This window comes from Adlercreutzia sp. CNCM I-6216 (genome assembly GCF_977113345.1).
Genome location: NZ_CDSBIE010000002.1, coordinates 215,982 through 234,780, shown reverse-complemented (window position 1 = coordinate 234,780; position 18,799 = coordinate 215,982). Strand labels below are relative to the sequence as shown.

Below are 18,799 nucleotides of genomic sequence, written 5' to 3'. Positions count from 1 at the left end.
GGGTCCTTTCGACAAAGATTTCTAAAAACTTGGTCAAAAAATCGAGTTATGAGTCTTGTCCTGGCCAAAAATCATAGTTCAGATGCCCTTGAGTCGGTGCAGTGCGGGCATTTGTTCAAGATTCCGTTGAATTAAGAGCGATTTGGAGCGCTTCAAAAACTCACAACTCGACTTTTTGACCAAAAATGGAAAAAAGTTTGTCGTGCTTGGGGCTCCTGGCGGTGACAAGGCTTCCCAGTTGCCAGGTTGGAGCTCTGGCGCGCCCGTCCCCTGCGGTGCGCTTCCCGCGAAACCGCCATCGCATGGGCGATGTCTCAATGGTAGAATGGCCACACCTCGAAAACACTCCTGAAACGTACCCAAGAGAGGTTTTGCCCCTATGGCACGATCCCCCCTCATACTCGATCGCTATCGCGTCATCGACCAGGCCGGCTCCGGCGGTTACGGCACGGTGGTGCACGCTTTCGACACGCATCTCAAGCGCGATGTGGCTATCAAGTGCATCGAGCTTTCCGAAGACGAGCTGGCCGCTGCTCGCCTCGAGGCTCTCGAGGCGCGCATGGCGGCGGATTTGGAAGAGGTAGAAGCAGGGGCATCGGGCGCCGAGACGGGGGTCGCTGGTCGGAATGCGGGCCCGGGTGCAGTCTCGGCCGCCGGTGCAGGCATGGGTGCCACCGCGGGCGATCCTGCTGGCAGCTCGTCGGCGGCCGCCTTCCCCGCCGACCCCGATTTCCTGGCGGCCCGCGACGAGCGCCGTCGGCGCCGATCCGCGACGGCGGCTGCTTCACGGCGTGTCGCCTCCGAGGAGGTGCCGCCCTGGGAAGAGTGGGACGATGCCGCCGCCGAAGAAGACGTGGAAGGCGAAGGGGAGTGGGAGGACTCCCTCATTCCCTGGAACGCCTCCACGACCGACTTCGCCGGTCGGCGGCGCGGGCCGGCGCGCCTCACGGGTCGGGTGAGCCGCAAGACGCGCCACGCCCCCGAGGTGCTCTATGAGCCGCAGACTGTGGTGGAAGAGGCGCCCGATGCTACCGGGGCCACCCCCGATGCCGAATCGGTGGACGTGCGCCATCTGCGCGGCGTGCGCGCCTCGCGGGTCATCGTCGAAGAGCCCGAACCCGACGCCGAAGACGAGCTGGATCTGTTCGAGCACATCCCCGGCCTGGAAGAGGCTCGCTCTGTCGCGAAGCTGTCCGATACGAATATCGTCACCGTGTACGACTGCGCCGTGGAGGGCAGCAGTGCCTACGTGATCATGGAATACGTCGAGGGCAAGACGCTCGCGCAAATCATCGACGAGGTGGACGACGATATCACGCTGGATGTGGTGGCCGCCGTGTTTTCGGCCGTCTCCCATGCCCTGGAGGTGGCCCACGGCGAGCACACCCTGCATCTGGATATCAAGCCGGAAAACGTCATCGTGAACGGCAAGGGCCAGGCCAAAGTGGCCGATTTCGGCCTGGCCGCCCTCATGGACGCTACGGGATCGGGCACCACGGGCGGCGGCACCATCGGCTACATGCCCTTGGAGCAGATGCGTCAGGAGCCGCTCGATGTGCGCACCGACGAGTGGGCCCTGGCGAGCCTCACCTACGAGATGCTCACCGGCTCGAACCCGTTTTTCGCCGATGATCTGGACGCGGCGGAGGAGGCCATCGAAGAGGCGGAGCTCGTGCTGCCGTCGCTGTGCTGGGACGAGCTGGACGCTGAGGCCGACGAGGTCATGTTCGCCGCTCTCGATCCCGACATGGACGAGCGCTACGAGGATGTGGCCGCCTTTGCGGCCGCGCTTTCGCCCTATCTGGGCAATGCCAAGAAGGGCAAGCGGGTGCTCGCCGACATCGTGAATGGGAAGATGGAAGAGCCGGCTGCCGAGGAGCCGGAGCGTGCTTGGGAGCCCCTGCCCCCGCTCGTCGACCGCCTGGGGCTGCGCGGCGCCGCCATTGCGGGCCGTATCGTGACCGCTGCGGCCGTGGCGTTGCTGGCGGCGGCGGGCATGGCGAACCTGCACCTCACTCCGGGTTCTGCCATGGGGCTCGCCACCGATGCCCCCATTGCCTACGGGGTGGTGATCGCCGTATGTGCTTTAGTGGCTGCCATCAGGCCTTCCATCGGCGTCCTGTTCGGCTACGGAGCCTTTGTGGTGGGGCTTGCCGGCGCGGGCGCCTGGGTGCCGGCGGTGCTGCTCACCGCGGCTACGGGCGCGTGGTGGTATTTCGTGGGCCGCCGCGGCACCGCCCAGGCGGTCTCGGCGCTCATGCAGCCGCTGCTCGGCTCCGTGGGTTTCGCGGCGGCCTCGCCGGTGACGTGCGGCGTGCTGCTGCCGGTGCTGCAATCGGTCATTACGGCGGCCTTCGCCTTCGCGAGTGCCCTCATCATGGCCGGCTGCGGCTCGGTCGACATCATGAACTGGGACGCGGTCATGCACCTCGGCTTCTCGAGCAACCCGGCGGCAGGGTGCCTGGCGGTGGCGTCGCAGCCGGCCACCTGGGTCGTGGGCGCAAGCTGGATCGCCGCTGCGGGCCTTTACAGCCTCTTGTGCGTGCGCGGCACCCGTGCCTTCGACATCGCCGGTTCGGTGGTGGCTGCCGTGGTGCTCATGTTCGGTGCGTGCGCGGCGGCCCATCTCGCTTCCTTCGGCGGCTCGTGGCTACCCGCTCCGGCGGCACTGCTCGGAGCGCTGGTGCCCGGCGTTCTCGGCATCCTGGCCGCGGTCATGAGCATCCCCGATCGCGCCCGCTGGGCCGAAGAAGAATGGTATGTGGAAGAAGAGAAGTAGGCCACTTCCCTGCAGGTCATAGTATACTGACAGCACCAATGACGAACCCACCTGCCGCGGCGCGAGCGGCGTAGGCGAAGAAGGCGAGATAGCGACCTATGAACATCGAAGAGCTGTACCATTTTCTGTTCGAGACCATGCCCGGCATCGGCATTCTGGTCGGTGGCGGTCTTGTGATCAGCATCATCGTGTGTTTCATTCTGGAGCGCAAGACGCGCAAGCAGTTCAAGAACCACGAGAAGACCGAGGACGACTGGTCGCTGTTCGATGACGACGAGGACGAAAGCGAATAGCTTCGCCCCGGCCGCGCGAAAACCCTCAGCCTGACTTCTGCCCGCCTGCGCCCGCCGCACCCGAAGACTTCCCGCCCGCGCCAGCGGGCGGTGCTATACTGGGCCGCATTGAAAACCGCCGGATCGTCGGCGTCCCAGGCAACCGATCATTGTGAAAGAGAGCCGCCCCATGCTGGACATCAAGTACGTACGCGAGCACCTCGACGAGGTCGCCGAAACGATGAAGAACCGCCACGCCTCCTTCTCGCCGGAGCAGTTCACCGCCCTTGATGTGCAGCGCCGCGAGGTCATCGCCGAGGAAGAGGCCCTGCAGGCCGAGCGCAACAAGCTGTCGAAAGAGATCGGCGCGCTCATGGGCCAGGGCAAGACCGACGAAGCCAACGCCACCAAGGAGACGGTGCGCCAGATCAACGAGAAGCTTACCGCCCTGGGCGATGCCCGCGCCGAGGCCGAGGCCGCCATGGACGCGCTCATGCTCTCCATTCCGAACATGGTGGACGCCACCACGCCGGTGGGCGAGGACGAGAACGACAACCCCGAGGTGCGCCGCTGGGGCACGCCCCGCGATTTCGCCGCCGAGGGCTTCGAGCCGCAGGCCCACTGGGATTTGGGCCCGGCCCTGAACATCATCGATTTCGAGCGTGGCGTGAAGCTGGCTGAGAGCCGCTTCTACGTGCTCGGTGGTGCCGGCGCCCGCCTCGAGCGCGCGCTCATCGCCTTCATGCTGGATCAGCACACCTCCCGCGGCTACAAGGAGTGGTGGGTGCCGGCGCTTGCCAACGCCGCCACGCTCACGGGCACGGGCCAGCTGCCGAAGTTCGAGGAGGATCTCTTCCATACCACCGAGGGCCTCTACCTCATTCCCACGGCCGAGGTGCAGCTGACGAACCTGCATGCCGGGGAAGTGCTCGACGCCGATTCGTTGCCGCTGCACTACTGCGCCTTCACCCCGTGCTTCCGCGAGGAGGCGGGCAGTGCCGGTCGCGACACTCGCGGCATCATTCGCGTGCACCAGTTCTCCAAGGTGGAGATGGTGAAGTTCGCCACGCCCGAGACCGGTTTCGACGAGCTGGAATCCATGGTGGAAGACGCCGAGAACATCCTGCAGCAGCTGAAGCTGCCCTATCGCGTCATCAGCCTGTGCACCGGTGACATCGGGTTCTCCTCCGCGAAGACCTACGACGTGGAAGTGTGGCTGCCCAGCTACGGCGCCTACAAGGAGATCTCCTCCTGCAGCTGCTGCACCGACTTCCAGGCCCGTCGCGCCAACATCAAGTACCGCGACCCGGCCAACTTCAAGGGCAGCCGCTTCGTGTACACCCTGAACGGGTCGGGTCTGGCTGTGGGCCGCACCATGGCTGCCGTCATCGAGAACTACCAGAATCCCGACGGCACCATCACGGTGCCCGAGGTGCTCGTTCCCTATATGGGCGGCAAGACGGTGATCGGGCCGGAAGAGGTCTAAAGAGCCATGGAAGAGCAGTCGCCGGCGGCGGGCGCGCCGACCGGTTCCGGCGGCCGGCCGCCTGCCGAGGGTCGTTTCCGCTCCGCTGCGACGACAGCCGCCACGGCGCAGAAGCCGTCGTCTCGTCGCGCGGCGCCGTCCGGCGAAGGCGACGCCGGTCGCGAGGTGCGGAAGGGGAGAGAAGGCCGCTCCAGCGCTCCTTCTCGCAAGCGCCGCCATCCGGTGCGGGTGGCGGTGGTGTCCGTAGTTATCGTTGTCGTGCTGCTTGTCGGTGCGGCGGCGGGCGGATTCGCGTGGCTCCGCTGGTTCTCCGAGGACGATGCGGCCGATTTCACCGGCACCTGGTACTTGGCCGGCACGACCGCGCCCATTGCCATCACCGAGGATCGCATCCAACTGACCGATGACGTGTCCTACCGCTACGCGCTGAACGACCAGGACAAGACCTTCGAGCTGTCCTTCGGCAACTTGAAAGGCGGCGGTCGCTACCGGTTCTCGCTCGATCGCAATCAGCTGGCTCTGGTGGATGGCGACTTCTCGGCGGCCGACACCTTGGGCGACGATATCACCTGGACGCTGCGCGCGCTGACCGAGTCCGCTCAGGGGCGCGTGCTGGCTCCGGGGGAGGCGGCCCGGGGCGTCACGCTGCTTTCCCGCACGCCCACGGGGACGCCGTCGCTTCCCGAGGCGACTGACACGCCCGAGGCCACGGCTGGCGAAGATGCCAAGGCCGACACCGGTGATGGCTCGAAATCCGGCAACGACGACGGCGGCGCAGAGCCCGACAAGGCCGATGCCACGCCGGCCCCCGACACCTCGGACAAAGCTGACGACCGTGCCTAGGCTCGCCGTCGAGCGCATTGCCTTCGAGCGCGATCGCATGGCCCTGCTCGTGCGCGTGCCCGAGGGCGCGGATGCCTCTTTGGGCACGTGCGGCGCCGATCGGCTGCTTGCCGCGCGCCCCTCCCTCGCCTTCCACACCTGCTTGAATGACGAGGACGCCCCCTTTGCCGAGGTGCTCGCCCGCACGTCGCTGCCTCACGCGCTGGAGCATCTGGTCATCGATTTGCAGGCTGCGAACCCCGCTTGCGCCTCCGATGCCACGTTTGTAGGTACGACGGAATGGCTCTCGAAGCGGGACGGTTTGGCCCGTGTTACAGTAAACTTTACCGATGACCTCATCGCATTGGGCGCCCTGAAGGACGCCTTGGCGCTTCTGGAAGGGACGGTTGAATAAGATGTCGTCAGCTCACATCACCTTCGACACCACCGGCGACAAGATCGCCCGACGCGTGCGCAAGATGCGCCCGTCGGCCGTGCGCAACCTGTTCGCCGCCGCTACGCGCGACGATGTAATCTCGCTGTCGGGCGGCATGCCCGCTGTGTCGCTTCTGCCCGAGGAGGACATTCGCCGCGCCACGCTGGCCGCCATTGAGAGCCCCGAGGCCCGCGCAGTATCGCTGCAGTACGGCCCCACCGACGGGCTCGCCGGGCTGCGCGCGGTGCTCGCCGACATGATGCGCGATCTGGGCATCCGCGTGAAGGCCGACCAGGTGCTCGTCACCACGGGCGCCCAGCAGGCCCTAACGCTCATCGCCGAGGCTTTCATCGACCCCGACGACATCATCATTACCGAGGGCCCCACCTATCTGGGGGCGCTGCAGGCCTTCTCCGCCTTCGAGCCCGATGTGCGCGCGATCCCCTTCGACGAGGACGGCATGCGCATGGATCTCCTGGAAGAGGAACTCAAGCGCATCGGCAAGGACAACCCGCGCCTGAAGTTCTGCTACACCATCCCGAATTTCCAGAACCCCGGCGGCGTCACCATGACGGCCGAGCGCCGGCGCCGCCTGCTCGAGCTGGCCCATGAGTACAACTTCATGGTGGTGGAAGACGATCCTTACGGCCGTCTCCGCTACGACGGCGGCCACCAGGTGCCCCTGAAGGCCATGGACGATTCGGTCATTTACCTGGGCACGATTTCGAAGATGCTGGGGCCGGGGCTGCGCACGGGCTGGATTGCCGCGCCTGAGGCCGTGCTCGCCCGCATCAACCTGGTGAAGCAGGGTGCCGATTTGTGCGGCAGCGCCTTCGACCAGCTGGTCGTGCAGCACTACTTTGCCGATGTCGCCTGGCAGCGCACGCTGCAGAAGTTCATCGCGCTGTACAAGGAGCGCCGCGACGCCATGCTGGCGGCCCTCGACGAGTTCTTCCCGCCCGAGGCCACCTGGACGCATCCGGCCGGCGGCATGTTTCTCTGGATTACGCTGCCGGACTATATGGATACCGATTCGATGCTTGCCGAAGCGCTGGAGTCGGGCGTAACCTATGTGCCGGGGAATTCGTTCTTCCCCGATGGCAAAACCGGGCGCAACTCCATGCGCGTGAACTTCAGCTTCGAGACGCCCGAATCCATCACCGAGGCCATCCGACGCCTGGCGAAGGTGATCGAGGAGCGCCTCGAACTCTACCGCGTGTTCATTGAGGCCGGCGCGCTGCCCGGCTACGACAGAAAGGATGCAGCCATGGACGAGAATGCCACTTCTTGGAAGGACGTCATCGTCGATTCCGAGCAGAACGAGGAAGCGGTCATGCAGGCCCGCGAAGGCGATGCCGAGCAGATCGAGATCGCCGAGGAGAAGGTGACCGAGGCGCAGGAAGCCGCGGCAGAATAAAGGCCGCCCCCGAGGAGTTTCAACAACAAAGGAGACGTGTATGAAAGTTGCAGTGCTCATGGGAGGCAAGTCCTTCGAGCGCGAGGTGTCGCTGGCCTCCGGCAAGGTGGTGTGCGAGGCGCTGGAAGAGGCCGGCCACAAGGTGGTGCCCCTGGACACCAACGCCGATCTGGTTCCCACGCTGCGCAGCGAGCGGCCCGATGTGGTGTACAACGCCCTGCACGGCAAGCACGGCGAGGACGGCACCATCCAAAGCCTGCTGGAGTTCCTCGGCATCCCGTTCGTGGGCTCGCCGGCGAGCGTCTGCCATCGCGCTTGGAACAAGGACGCCCTGCACTCGTCGCTGGCGAAGTACCGCGACCTGACTGGCGAGGAGGGCTGCGCGTCCTGGCCCCAGGGTGTCTACCTGGCGCGCGATGCTTTCAAGGGCATGGGTGCGGCCACGGCGCTCGATATGGTGGCCGACCGCGTCATCGGCGGGTATCCAGTTTGCGTGAAGCCGGCCCACGGCGGCAGCGCCCTGGGCGTGCACAAGGTGAAAAGCCAGGAGGAGCTGGGCGAGGCGGTGCTCGATGCGCTGTCCTACGACGAGGCCGTGAACATCGAGCAGTGGGTCGATGGCGTGGAGCTTTCCGTGTCCATCCTCGGCACCGGCTGGGACGCCCACGCGCTGCCGCCGGTAGAGATTGTGGCTCGCGAGGGCTTTTACGACGCGGCGGCCCGCATGGCCGACGACGCTGTGGAGTTCTTCTGCCCCGTGCGCGACGAGTCGCTTTCCCCCAACGCGGCCGATGCCCAGGCAATCCGCGCGGAAATCGAGCGGGCGGCGCTGGAAGTCTACCGCGCCTACAGCGTGCGCGATCTCGGGCGCGTCGACCTCATCTGGGACGGCGGCGCGGCCCGCTGCTTCGAGGTGGACGTGTCCCCGGGCATGACCGAGCGCTCCCTGTTCCCCATGGCCTGCGCCGCGGCCGGCCTGTCGCTGCCCGCGGTGCTCGACACGCTCGTGAACGAGGCCTACGCCCGCGGTGCCTGTTTCTAGGTTCGCACGGACTGAGGTTTTCTCTGAGAGATTTCCTCATCTATGACGAATTACAACTTGTTTACCGTAAGGTGAGCAATGAGCAGCGAGAGCCCCCGCGCGGGGCTCTCCGCCTATAATGGGCGAACCTGATACTCTGTCGATAAAGGAGGCAGTTATGGCCAACAAATTCGGAATGTTCCTCATCGGTGGCGTCGTTGGCGCCGTTGCAGCTCTGCTGGCCGCGCCCCGTTCTGGCGCCGAGACGCGCGCCATGGTGGCTGACAAAGCCGGCGAGTTCGCGGGCAACGCCCAGCAGTGGGGCGATTCCGCCGCCGCCGGGGCCCAGCACATCTACCAGGAAGCGGCCACCAAGGGTGCCGAGGTCGTGAACAACGTGACGGCCCGTGGCCAGGAGATCGCCTCCGAGGCCGCCGCTCGCGGGGCCGATGTGGCCGCCACCATCCAGGAGGCCGCCAGCAACATCTCCCCGACGATCAACGAGAAGGGCGACGAGCTGCGCGACAAGATCGAAGCCGCCCGTCAGCGCATTGCCGATCAGGTGGCCAAGAACGCCGATGCCGACGCCGACGCCGCCGAGATCGTCAAGGACGTCGCCGAGACGGCCAAGGAAGCCGCCAAGGATGCCGCCGCCACGGCCGAGGAAGGCGCCAAGGAGACGGCCGCCGAGGTGAAGGAAGCCGCCGGCGAGGTGGCGAAGGCCGCCGAGGGCAAGAAGGACGAGAAGTAAATCATGGCCAAGCGATACGGCACCACGGGCGAGATCGTTGGAAAGCGCGTGCTTCTCGACAAGAGCACGCCGAAGAAACCTGAGGCGGTAAAGCGGCTCGGGAAGGTGCGCCACTGCGTGTTCCACCCCACCCAGCGCCGCTTTGTCGGCTTCATCGTGAAACGCCCCGACTTGCTGTGGATGTTCCGCCGCAAGGACGTGTTCGTGGCCTATAACGGCTACGACGTGGTGGACGGCCGTATCGTGGTGTCCCAGGCCCCCGAAGCCACGGGCAAAGGCGCCTGCAAGGCCATGGGCGTGAACTACGATGACTGCGTGCTGTGGGCGGGGCTGCCCGTCATAGGCGAGGACGGCACCGTGTACGGCACGGTGGGCGACGTGTCCTTCGATCCGAAGACCGGCGAGGTGCGCTCGCTCACGGTGACCCAGGGGGCCACGGCCAACGCGCTGCTCGGCGTTCGCGAGATCCCCGGGCACCTCATCCGCGGCTTCAAGCGCGGCATCGGCACGGCGCTTTCCGTGAACGGGCAGGACGAGGGGGAAGAGCCGATTTTGGGCGCCATCCTCGTGTCCGACGAGGTGGCCGAGCTTGCCGTCGAGGGTGGCCTGGCCGCGAAGGCCGGCGAGGCCACGGCCGTGGTGGCCGACCGCGCCCGCGAGACCGTAGAGGCCGTGAAGCCGGCCGTGTCCACTGCCACCAAGGCTGCGGGCAAAGCTGTGAACAAGGGGGCCTACGCCACGGGCCGCCAGATCAAGCGCGCCAGCGGCATGTTCTCCGCCTTCAAGGAGGAGTACGACAAGGCTCGCAAGGAAGACGACTAGGCCGCGCGCTGTGGGCGGGCGCTGGGCGCCGACGTTTTGGGCGCCGAGGCGCCGACCTGCGCGCCGCGGGCCTGCGGCTTACGATTTCGTCACTAAGGTAAAGAGTTCCTGAAAGCCGCCCCCGTCGTGGGGCGGCTGCATTAGACTGGAAGCCATGGAAAAGCACCCGAACAACCACCACCATTCCGAACGGCTCGAGAAGCTCGAGGCGAAGGCCCACGAGGAGAAGTCGGTCGCCGGGCATCCGATGCCTGCGGCGGACATCTTCAAGTTCGTGGGGCTCATCGCGTTCTTCGTCATCATGATCGTGGTGGTCGTGCTCGTCTGGCCCATGATCCACGAGCTGTTCGAGCCCGGCGGTGTCGACCGCGTCACCTCCGACATCCGCAACGCCGGCCCCTGGGGCTTCCTCATTCTGCTGGCAATCCAGTTCCTTCAGATCGTCGTGGCCTTCATCCCTGGCGAGGTAGTCCAGGTGGCCGCCGGTATGATTTACGGGCCTTGGGTGGGCGCGCTCATCATCTGGCTCGGCTGCATTATCTCGAGCTCGTTCATCTTCGTGCTGGTGCACAAGTTGGGCGCCCCGTTCGTCCAGGCCATGGTGCCCGAGAAGTACATGGGCAAGTTCCGCGATTGGGAGACCTCCGACAAGTTCAACGTCATCGTGTTCATCCTGTTCCTCATTCCGGGGCTGCCCAAGGACGTGTTCACCTACATCACGCCGCTCACGCACATGTCCATGAAGAACTTCGTGCTCATCTCGAACTTCGCCCGCATTCCCGGCATCGTGCTTTCCACCTACGCGGCAGCGGGGCTTGTGTCGGGCAATATCGTGGAATCGGTCATCATCTTCGCCGTGACCGCCGCTGTGGCCATCGTGGCGCTTGTCGTATACGGACGCGTGACCAAAAAGTCGAACGGCTCCGAGAAGTAATCCGTGCCGCGCCGCCTCCGTGCCAGCGCTTGGGCGCAACGAGAGGTTCTGCGCCTACTTTCTTTGTGAAAGAAGGCGCGGTCAGGCTTTGTTTCTGTACAATAAGCGCGTTATTGCAACGACTCTAACGACTCTCTAGGAGGAAACCCATGCCGAAGATCACCCGGGAAGAGGTGCGCGTTCCCGCCGACGTCATGCCCGAGGCCCGTGACGAGTACATCACCAACTACCTGAAGGCCACGCGCGAGACCGGCCGTCTCATGCTGTTCGCCTGCGATCAGAAGATCGAGCACCTGAACAAGGACTTCTACGGCGAGGGCATCGACATCGCCGATCTCGATCCGGAGCATCTGTTCAAGATCGGCTCCGAGGGCGTGTGCGGCGTGCTCGCCGGCCAGCGCGGGCTGGTGGCCCAGTACGCGGCCGACTACCCGGAGATCAACTACCTCATCAAGATGAACTCCAAGACCAACCTCGTCGGCACCAAGCAGGAGGATCCCTACTCCCCGCAGCTGTACGATTTGGACGCCGTGCTGGCCATGAAGGAGGCCGGCGTGAACATCGTGGGCCTCGGCTACACGATCTACCTCGGCTCCGAGTACGAGGCCACCATGATGGCCGAGGCGGGCGAGCTCATCGCCCAGGCCCATGCCAACGGCCTCATCGTCGTGCTGTGGATCTACCCTCGCGGCAAGGCCGTGACCGCCGAGAAGGATCCCGACCTCATCGCCGGTGCCGCCGGCGTGGCTCTCTGCCTTGGCGCCGACTTCGTGAAGGTGAACCCGCCGAAGCCCGAGGACGGCCGCACTCCGGCCGAGGCCCTGAAGGTGGCCTCCACCGCCGCCGGCCGCACGGGCCTCGTGTGCGCGGGTGGCTCCACCGTGGATGCCGAGACCTTCCTCACCCAGCTGTATGACCAGATTCACGTGGGCGGTGCCGACGGTAACGCCACGGGTCGCAACATTCACCAGCGCTCCCTGGACGAGGCGGTGCGCCTGACCAAGGCCATCTCCGCCATCACCTTGGCCGACTGGGCCGTCGCCGACGCCCTGGCCGTGTTCAACGGCGAGAAGGACTTCACCCTGGCCGACATCTAGTCCGGCCTCGGAGCTTGCTGGCGGCTTCGCGCCCAGAGCGTCCGCCAACCTTGCGTTCGATCCCGTAGGGGCGACCTCGGTCGCCCCTTTTTTGTCGTGCGGCATTGTGCCGCTTGCGGGGGGCTGACCAAGGTCAGCCCCTACGGAAATTGCTCCCTGCAGAGATCGCTTCTTGAGAATACCATGGAAAGAAAGCCACTATGAGCACACTGGATCCATTAGCCTTGAAGGTTACCCGGCCTTACCGGGAGGACGATCTGCCGGCGATGGCGGAGATCTGGAACGAGGTCGTAGAAGCGGGCAATGCCTTCCCGCAGACCGAGCCGATGACGTTGGAAGAGGCGCGGATTTTCTTTGCCGAGCAGTCCCATACGGCCGTGGCTACGGTGGGTGGGCGCATCCGCGGGCTGTACACTCTGCATCCCAACAATATCGGGCGCTGCGGCCACGTTGCAAACGCGAGCTTCGCTGTGGCGGGGGCCAGCCGCGGCGAGGGCATTGGGCGCCTGCTCGTGGAGGACTGTCTGCGCCAAGCGGCCGCATGCGGCTTCCGCGGCCTGCAGTTCAACGCCGTGGTTGCCAGCAACGAACGGGCCCGAGCGCTCTACGAGAGCCTCGGCTTCGCGCGTATCGGCATGATTCCCGGCGGCTTCCGCAACAAAGACGACGTCTACGAGGATATGTACATCTACTATCACCCGACGGTTTAGCTTCCTCCTTGAACTTCGTTCTTGATCCAAGCTCTCCGCCGCAGCCTCCTTTTTTGGCGGTTAGCTAGAAGATACGCAAGGCGGCATAAGCCTCTCTTCGTAAACAAAGGGCCCTATGGGGGCATTGCAGGTTGGAGTACGGCTATTGAGGCGTTGGGATCGCATTCGCAAGAGCGCCCAGCCATGGGTATCGTATTAGCCCTGTAGTCCTGCTGCGTTTCCGGGCGGTTTCATCTCGAGGCGGCCTAGGGTGACCGGCGATATGTCCCGGTTTCCAAGCAGACTGTTTTTTTGCACCAAACTCCGTTAGGTAGATTGCCGGTTTCGAAAGCTCGCGCTAAAGCAGCCCAAACAACTCGAACGTAAGGCTAGGTTTGTCAGAAAAAGGCTTCCGAAACCGGCTCCTGTCTTTCCGGCAGGACTCATGAATCTGCATAACGGAGTTTGATGCAGAATTTTTGGCTTGCGAGAAGCTCGGAGAGTCGCTATTGGCGGCATAGCGCCTTTTGCCCAAGGGTTTTGGTGGCACTGAGGATCGCTTTCCTGGGGATGCCCTTGAAATCGCGATGTCTGCGCGTAAAAGGCAAGCGATAACGCGCGACAGTATGAGTCGAATTATGTGCGATGGCCTCAGGAATGGAGGCTAGATCGATTCTTCGATATTGCTCGTACGTACAATCTGCGGATCGGTTATGCTAGCGGAATGAATATCTATCCTAGTCATACACTCGCTTTGGGTCTTTGGCGTGCGTGGTCGTTGGCGCATCCTGTATCGCTGTCGGCTTTTCATGCATCGAGCAAGCGGAACGGCCTGCCCCTTCCCGTCCATGCGCTGCCGTCCTCATCAGTTGTAAAAGCCGCTGCCTCGAAGTGGGCCGATGTGGTTGCGGCCTTGTCCGCGTTGCCGTCAGCGCTGCTCGCGGAAACTATCGAAGATGCGCAGAATGAGAGAAGGCCTCTTGAGATTCTTGTTGGGACAAAACGCGGCGCGCGCAGCACGAACTGCATTCAACGCCACCAGTGTCAGTTGCGCTTTCCCCGTAATGCGTTTCTTGAGATGGTGCCCGAAGTGTGGGTGTCTGCGCCAGAACTTGTCTTCGTGCAGATGGCCTCGCGACTTGAATACGGGGCTTTGCTTGCATTGGGCTATGAGCTGTGCGGCTGCTATCCTCTTGGAGAGGGTTCAGGGTTTCAGGTGCGCGGTCCTCTGACGACCCCTGAGCGTCTCGTGGCGTTCTCCGGGCAGCTGGGCGGTGCGCGGTCGGCGAAGCTGGCGCGTTCTGCGGCGCTGCAAGTACGAAGGAAGTCCGCTTCAATTATGGAGACCGAAGTGGCTATAGCTGCTCTGACGTCTCGGAGGCGCGGCGGCTTGGGCTTGCCTCCCGCGCGGCTTAACGAGCCTTTCGCTTTGGGAGAGAAGGGCCAGCGCATCGCCCATCAGAAGAGCGTGGTGGGCGACATTTGCTGGTGGGACAAAGGTGCTGTGGTGGAGTACGACGGACGTGAGAGCCACGGGAGCCGTGAGGCTCAAATCAGAGATTCGCGTCGGCGCGACGCCCTCTTGGCCGAGGGGATCGATGTCACGACGATAACCTCCTCGCAATTCGCGAATGTCTGTGAGTTCTCAACGCTTATGGGTGAGGTGTCGCAAAAAGCAGGGAAGGTGTTTCGGGGATGGCGGCCAGGCCAGATTGAAAAGCATATGAAGCTGCGGCAGGACGTTCGCTCTTTTCATCGGGATTATCCTTCGCGACGTTGATGAAGCGACTTCGGTGTGCTTCTTCGCTGCTTGTCGATTCAGGGGGGCGATACCCATCATGGCGAGAGTGGCAGATCGGCTTCACGCTGAAGAGCATGTCGAAAGGTGACGTAGCGGGGAGGGCGAAGAAAGGTGGTTTATGGGCGAGGGACGGCGCGGGCGTGACGCGTGAACGTGACGCGCGAGGGCAAGCGCGCGAGAGGGCGCTGCGAGGGCTCATAAGGTGAAAGAGCGGTGCGGATATGTCGTGTGCGAGAGCTATGACGGAAAATGCTGGTTTATAGAAAATCGTTGTCTGCGGAATGCCGGAAAATGGAACGAGCGCTTGAAAGCTCGGGTATGGTTTCTGAAAGAGGCTATTTGATGCACCAAACTCCGTTTTGCAGACACTGCAGCGCGGGAAAACCGCTGCTCGTCTGACTGAGCGATTTTGACTGGATCAGCGACCTGCGAAAATGCACTGCATTAGCGTGTAGGGCGTCAGATTAGTTTAGATGAGTGTTCTGCGAAATCTACAAAATGGAGTTTAGTGCGGTGGCGTTGGTTGTAGAGGAGCGCGAAACAGTTTCGGACGGATCGCGCAGCTGGTCATAGGAAGCGCGGACGATTTCGCGCGAGCAGGACTATCGGCCACAGGGGAGCGCAAAACGGCCCCGAGGGGACGGGGCCGTTGATTTTCGATGGTGCCCGAGGCGGGATTTGAACCCGCACACCTTTCGGCAACGGTTTTTGAGACCGTCGTGTCTGCCGTTCCACCACTCGGGCTCAGGGGCACCAATGCAGTATAGCGGAAGGGCTCGCCAACGTCGAGGTGAAATCGGCGACGCTTAGGGAATTCCCCGAACTACGTCACGCCGCTATGCCAAGCTGCTACGCCAAACCCGCCCACATCATGATCTTGGGCACGTAGCCCATGATGAAGATGATGATAATGAGCGCGGGCAGCCCGAAGGTGAGCCAGCCGCGGGCCCAGCGCGGGAACTTCATGCCCGTGCCCGCATCGGCCTCGGCAAGGAAGTTGTCCCAGCCCCAGCCTTTGCGCGACACGCAGAACACCACGTACAGCAGACTGCCCAAGGGCAGCAGGTTGTTCGACACGATGAAGTCCTCGATGGATTGAATGTCGCCGATGCCCGGAATAGTGATGCCGGCAAGCACGTTGAAACCCAGGGCGCAGGGCAGGCTCAGCACGGTGACGAGCACGGCGGTGCGGGCCAAGGCGCGCTTGCGGTCGAGATCCCATTTCTCCATGGTGAAGGTGATGAGGTTCTCGAAGACGGCGATGATGGTGGAGAGCGCCGCGAAGCTCATGAACACGAAGAACAGCGTGCCCCACAGCTGCCCCAAAGGCATCTGGTTGAACACGTTGGGCAGGGTGACGAACACGAGCGAGGGGCCCTGGTCGGGGGCGACGGCGAAAGCGAAGCAGGCGGGGAAGATGATGAGGCCCGCGAGGATGGCCACGGCGGTGTCCAGGCCGCAGATGCGCAGGGCCTCGCCCGTGAGCGAGTTCTGCTTGCCGATACGGCTGCCGAAGACCTCCATGGCCGAGATGCCGAGCGACAGCGTGAAGAACGCCTGGCCCATGGCCGCATACACCGCGTCCCCGAAACCGGCCAGGCCGCCGGCGAACATCTTGCCGAAGTCGGGTACCAGGTAGAACTCCAGGCCCGCGTCGGCGCCGGGCAGCGTGACGGAGCGCACCACGAGCAGCGCCATGACGCCGAGCAAGGCGATCATCATCACTTTCGTGATACGCTCGACGCCCTTCTGCAGGCCCAGGCTGCAGACGAAAAAGCCGATGACCACCACGGCGAGCATCCAGCCCACCATCTCGGAGGGGTTGGCGAGCATGGTGCCGAAGACGCCAGCGACGCCATCGGGATCGAGTCCGACGAAGGTGCCCGTGGCCATTTTCGCCATGTAAGCGAGCATCCAGCCGCAGACGGTGGTGTAGAACATCATGAGTAGCATGCAGCCGATGTAAGCCCACCAGGAGAACCAGTGCCAGCGCCGCGAGGGCTGCAGGATGTCGAAGGCCTGGGCGGCCGAACGCTGGGAGGCGCGGCCGACGGCGAACTCCATGACCATGACGGGCAGTCCCAAGATGACGAGGAAGATGAGGTAAAGCACAATGAAGGCCGCCCCGCCGTACTCGCCGGCGATGTAGGGGAAGCGCCACACGTTGCCCAGGCCGATGGCGCAGCCGGCCGAAATGAGGATGAAGCCGAGGCGGCTCGCGAAGTGCTCGCGGGGCGCGGTGGCCGACGCGGGGGCGTTGGCGTTGCTGTCCGAGGCGCAAGCCGGGGAAGTGGAGGTGGTATCGGTGGCCATGGGAACCTTCCTGATGCGGGATTTCCAAGCGTTTTGAACGAAATTGCAGCGTCATTGTAGCGGAAGATAAGCGGGAGGGTCATGGTGATGCGAGGCAGCTTTGGCAACGGCTCTGTGTCTGGTGGGGGAGGCGACCGTGCGGCTTAAAGCGGCGCCCTCATAATGCAGTCATGAACGATGTGCTCACATACTTGCAAACTCAACTTGCCCCTTTCGACGAGGTGCCCTTCAACGCCGTGGACTCGGCGCTGCTCGCGCAGTTCTGTATGGTGCGCGGCGAGGGGATTATGCCGCAGGTGTACAGCGGGGAGGCTTCGGAAACTGCGTCTTCGAAGGCACGTGAGGGCTGCGGGCCTTTAAGCGAGCTGCGCGGTCTGCTCGGGCGGCTGCGCAGGCATGCGAGCGAGCGTGCTGCGGAGCCTTCTGCGGCAGCCGAGCGCGATCGGGCGGAAGTGGCGCAGGATGCGAAGGCCCCCGTGGCTCCCGTACGGTTCGTCGATCTCATGCGAGCCGAGTTGTTTCCTGCGATGTTTTCCGGTATGCACGCAGCGCAGATGAAGCAGCAGCTGTTCTGGATGGCCGCGAGTCCGCGTTTTCGGGACGTGCTCATCTACGATCATGCGGCCGCATTCGACGAGGTGCGTGATTTGCAGTTCGCCGCCACAACCTACGTGTGCCCCGGGCGCTTCGCTTACGTGGGCTTTCGCGGCACCGACACGACGCTCACCGGGTGGCGCGAGGACTTCAACATGGCCTATCAGGCGCCGGTCGAGGCCCAGGCGCTGGCGGCCCGCTATCTGGCGGCGGTGGCCGCTGATCCGCGACTGCCCGAGGCCCTCATTTTGGGCGGCCATTCCAAGGGCGGCAACCTGGCCGAGTACGCGGCGCTCGCGGCGGCGCCGGAGGTGCAAGGCCGCATTGCTCACCTGTACAACCACGACGGCCCCGGATTCAAGGCCGGTTTGTTCACGGCGACCGACTACGCGCCGCTTGCGGGCCGCATGACCAAGCAGGTGCCGGCCGATTCCATGGTGGGCATCCTCATGGAATCGGCGATGCCGACAAACGTGGTGCAGGCCACGGGCCGCGGCTTCGAGCAGCACTCGGTGTTCCACTGGGTCGTGGAAGGCGCGGATGGGGCGCCGGGGCCACGCGATGCAGAACGTGCGCGCGATGCGGGCGAGGTGCGGGATGCAGACGGGATGCGCGAGGCACCAAGGGCCTTCGCCACGCTCCCCGAGCTTCCCGAGCGCACGCAGCGTCGCGCCGAGGCGCTGGATCGCTGGCTCGCCTCGCTGGATGGCAGCGAGCGCGAGGCCATGGTGAACGCGCTGTTCGCCGCTTTGAAGGCGGCCGGCATCACTGATGCCTCCCAACTCTTCGAGGGCGGCCGCGAGTGGGCGATTTTGCGCGACGGCGTGATGGGAACGCCTGCGGAGGACCGCACGATCATGCTGAATGCCCTGCGCGGGCTCACGCGCGCCTTCAGCGACGTCACCGCCGAGCGCAACAGCGCCCGTCGTGCCGAGCAGCGCCGCGCCAAGGGCGCCTGACCGATGCTCCTGCGGCGCCGTGTCCTGCCGAGTCTGTCAACGCTTCCGTAGGGGCGGACTTTAGTCCGCCCTCATCGGCTGAGATGACGGTGCATTCTAAATCCAATGCACGCGCGTCTCGTCGTAGCGCGTGGGGCCTTTGGGCTCCGGTTTGTGCTCGGGATGGCCCACGGCGATGAGCGCGAAGGGCGTAACGCCGCGCGGGCTTCCCAGAGCCACATCAACAGCGGCCATGCGATCCTTCTCCGGCGCGATGCCGAGCCACACGGCGCTTAGGCCCAGGTTGGCGGCCTCGATGAGGATGTTCTCCACGGAAGCGCTCATGTCGTAGGAGGCGTCTTGCGGCGCGCGCAGGCCCTCGGTGCGCTGGCACGCCACAATGACGCAGGGGGCGAGTTTGGCCGGCGTGCCGTAGGGGCTTGAAGCGGCCAGAGCCAGACGCGTGGTCTCGTCCCGCGCGATGTAGAATTCCCAGGGCTGCTGGTTCACGGCGGAGGGGGCGGCCATGGCGGCACGCATCAGCTTCTCGATATCTCGGATGCCCACCGGCTCGTCGGTGTACTGACGGACGCTGCTGCGCAGGTAAATGGCATTCATAGGGCTTGG

16 protein-coding genes and 1 tRNA gene are annotated in these 18,799 nt (G+C 64.3%); 14 read left to right on the top strand and 3 right to left on the bottom strand.

The annotated features are described in order from the left end of the window. The first annotated feature begins 379 nt into the window (after positions 1-379). The 13 genes from ACYVRU_RS02790 to ACYVRU_RS02730 all read left to right on the top strand — a co-directional run bounded on the left by ACYVRU_RS02790 (position 380) and on the right by ACYVRU_RS02730 (position 14,306). Positions 380-2,779: a bifunctional serine/threonine protein kinase/MFS transporter gene (locus ACYVRU_RS02790; protein ID WP_302148495.1), complete on the top strand. Its 2,400-nt coding sequence runs from the start codon at positions 380-382 to the stop codon at positions 2,777-2,779. Positions 2,780-2,877: 98 nt separating this feature from the next. Further along, positions 2,878-3,072, top strand: a complete 195-nt coding sequence (locus tag ACYVRU_RS02785) for a DUF6724 family protein (RefSeq protein ID WP_022741115.1) — start codon at positions 2,878-2,880, stop codon at positions 3,070-3,072. A 169-nt stretch (positions 3,073-3,241) separates the two neighbouring features. Then, complete coding sequence (serS, locus tag ACYVRU_RS02780) at positions 3,242-4,537, top strand: serine--tRNA ligase (RefSeq protein ID WP_114549192.1); 1,296 nt, start codon at positions 3,242-3,244, stop codon at positions 4,535-4,537. A 6-nt stretch (positions 4,538-4,543) separates the two neighbouring features. Then, positions 4,544-5,380 carry a hypothetical protein gene (locus ACYVRU_RS02775; RefSeq protein ID WP_237974208.1) on the top strand — a complete coding sequence of 279 codons (837 nt, stop codon included), beginning with the start codon at positions 4,544-4,546 and terminating at the stop codon, positions 5,378-5,380. After that, positions 5,373-5,774 (top strand): cyanophycin synthetase family protein, encoded by a 402-nt coding sequence (locus ACYVRU_RS02770; RefSeq protein WP_114540407.1) that lies wholly within the window; start codon positions 5,373-5,375, stop codon positions 5,772-5,774. Before ACYVRU_RS02775 ends, ACYVRU_RS02770 begins: the two co-directional genes overlap by 8 nt. Before the next feature lies 1 nt (position 5,775). Further along, the gene (locus ACYVRU_RS02765; protein ID WP_022741101.1) at positions 5,776-7,212 is read left to right on the top strand and encodes an aminotransferase-like domain-containing protein; all 1,437 of its coding nucleotides are present in this window, start codon (positions 5,776-5,778) and stop codon (positions 7,210-7,212) included. A gap of 40 nt (positions 7,213-7,252) precedes the next feature. Continuing rightward, a complete protein-coding gene (locus ACYVRU_RS02760) occupies positions 7,253-8,254 on the top strand; it encodes a D-alanine--D-alanine ligase family protein (RefSeq protein ID WP_114549190.1) in 1,002 nt (333 codons plus the stop codon). Positions 8,255-8,411: 157 nt separating this feature from the next. Next, positions 8,412-8,984 (top strand): YtxH domain-containing protein, encoded by a 573-nt coding sequence (locus ACYVRU_RS02755; RefSeq protein WP_114549189.1) that lies wholly within the window; start codon positions 8,412-8,414, stop codon positions 8,982-8,984. A gap of 3 nt (positions 8,985-8,987) precedes the next feature. Then, positions 8,988-9,806 carry a PRC-barrel domain-containing protein gene (locus tag ACYVRU_RS02750; RefSeq protein WP_114549188.1) on the top strand — a complete coding sequence of 273 codons (819 nt, stop codon included), beginning with the start codon at positions 8,988-8,990 and terminating at the stop codon, positions 9,804-9,806. A 154-nt stretch (positions 9,807-9,960) separates the two neighbouring features. Further along, positions 9,961-10,740 carry a TVP38/TMEM64 family protein gene (locus tag ACYVRU_RS02745; RefSeq protein WP_114540410.1) on the top strand — a complete coding sequence of 260 codons (780 nt, stop codon included), beginning with the start codon at positions 9,961-9,963 and terminating at the stop codon, positions 10,738-10,740. Positions 10,741-10,889: 149 nt separating this feature from the next. Further along, positions 10,890-11,837 (top strand): beta/alpha barrel domain-containing protein, encoded by a 948-nt coding sequence (locus tag ACYVRU_RS02740; protein ID WP_114540411.1) that lies wholly within the window; start codon positions 10,890-10,892, stop codon positions 11,835-11,837. A gap of 200 nt (positions 11,838-12,037) precedes the next feature. Continuing rightward, on the top strand, positions 12,038-12,547 hold the full coding sequence (locus ACYVRU_RS02735) for a GNAT family N-acetyltransferase (RefSeq protein WP_302233484.1): 510 nt from the start codon (positions 12,038-12,040) through the stop codon (positions 12,545-12,547). Positions 12,548-13,250: 703 nt separating this feature from the next. Next, positions 13,251-14,306, top strand: a complete 1,056-nt coding sequence (locus ACYVRU_RS02730; RefSeq protein WP_147270662.1) for a hypothetical protein — start codon at positions 13,251-13,253, stop codon at positions 14,304-14,306. Positions 14,307-14,987: 681 nt separating this feature from the next. On the opposite strand, the gene ACYVRU_RS02725 is transcribed toward ACYVRU_RS02730, so the two are convergent. Both ACYVRU_RS02725 and ACYVRU_RS02720 read right to left on the bottom strand, forming a co-directional pair. Beyond that, positions 14,988-15,071: transfer RNA gene (locus tag ACYVRU_RS02725), tRNA-Leu, on the bottom strand. Positions 15,072-15,176: 105 nt separating this feature from the next. Beyond that, positions 15,177-16,640, bottom strand: a complete 1,464-nt coding sequence (locus tag ACYVRU_RS02720; protein WP_256156174.1) for a sodium-dependent transporter — start codon at positions 16,638-16,640, stop codon at positions 15,177-15,179. A 191-nt stretch (positions 16,641-16,831) separates the two neighbouring features. On the opposite strand from ACYVRU_RS02720, the gene ACYVRU_RS02715 reads away from it, so the two are divergent. Continuing rightward, the gene (locus ACYVRU_RS02715) at positions 16,832-18,193 is read left to right on the top strand and encodes an Mbeg1-like protein (protein WP_417757961.1); all 1,362 of its coding nucleotides are present in this window, start codon (positions 16,832-16,834) and stop codon (positions 18,191-18,193) included. 96 nt (positions 18,194-18,289) lie between these two features. On the opposite strand, the gene ACYVRU_RS02710 is transcribed toward ACYVRU_RS02715, so the two are convergent. Beyond that, positions 18,290-18,790 carry a nitroreductase family protein gene (locus ACYVRU_RS02710; protein WP_461185695.1) on the bottom strand — a complete coding sequence of 167 codons (501 nt, stop codon included), beginning with the start codon at positions 18,788-18,790 and terminating at the stop codon, positions 18,290-18,292. Positions 18,791-18,799 lie beyond the last annotated feature (9 nt).

Excerpts from the sequence above, each read along its gene's own strand:
- serS (WP_114549192.1), top strand. The coding sequence starts at position 3,242 with ATGCTGGACATCAAGTACGTACGCGAGCACCTCGACGAGGTCGCCGAA.
- ACYVRU_RS02750 (WP_114549188.1), top strand. The coding sequence starts at position 8,988 with ATGGCCAAGCGATACGGCACCACGGGCGAGATCGTTGGAAAGCGCGTG.
- ACYVRU_RS02785 (WP_022741115.1), top strand. The coding sequence starts at position 2,878 with ATGAACATCGAAGAGCTGTACCATTTTCTGTTCGAGACCATGCCCGGC.
- ACYVRU_RS02735 (WP_302233484.1), top strand. The coding sequence starts at position 12,038 with ATGAGCACACTGGATCCATTAGCCTTGAAGGTTACCCGGCCTTACCGG.
- ACYVRU_RS02760 (WP_114549190.1), top strand. The coding sequence starts at position 7,253 with ATGAAAGTTGCAGTGCTCATGGGAGGCAAGTCCTTCGAGCGCGAGGTG.
- ACYVRU_RS02745 (WP_114540410.1), top strand. The coding sequence starts at position 9,961 with ATGGAAAAGCACCCGAACAACCACCACCATTCCGAACGGCTCGAGAAG.
- ACYVRU_RS02775 (WP_237974208.1), top strand. The coding sequence starts at position 4,544 with ATGGAAGAGCAGTCGCCGGCGGCGGGCGCGCCGACCGGTTCCGGCGGC.
- ACYVRU_RS02755 (WP_114549189.1), top strand. The coding sequence starts at position 8,412 with ATGGCCAACAAATTCGGAATGTTCCTCATCGGTGGCGTCGTTGGCGCC.
- ACYVRU_RS02710 (WP_461185695.1), bottom strand. The coding sequence starts at position 18,790 with ATGAATGCCATTTACCTGCGCAGCAGCGTCCGTCAGTACACCGACGAG.
- ACYVRU_RS02730 (WP_147270662.1), top strand. The coding sequence starts at position 13,251 with ATGAATATCTATCCTAGTCATACACTCGCTTTGGGTCTTTGGCGTGCG.
- ACYVRU_RS02765 (WP_022741101.1), top strand. The coding sequence starts at position 5,776 with ATGTCGTCAGCTCACATCACCTTCGACACCACCGGCGACAAGATCGCC.
- ACYVRU_RS02720 (WP_256156174.1), bottom strand. The coding sequence starts at position 16,640 with ATGGCCACCGATACCACCTCCACTTCCCCGGCTTGCGCCTCGGACAGC.
- ACYVRU_RS02790 (WP_302148495.1), top strand. The coding sequence starts at position 380 with ATGGCACGATCCCCCCTCATACTCGATCGCTATCGCGTCATCGACCAG.
- ACYVRU_RS02740 (WP_114540411.1), top strand. The coding sequence starts at position 10,890 with ATGCCGAAGATCACCCGGGAAGAGGTGCGCGTTCCCGCCGACGTCATG.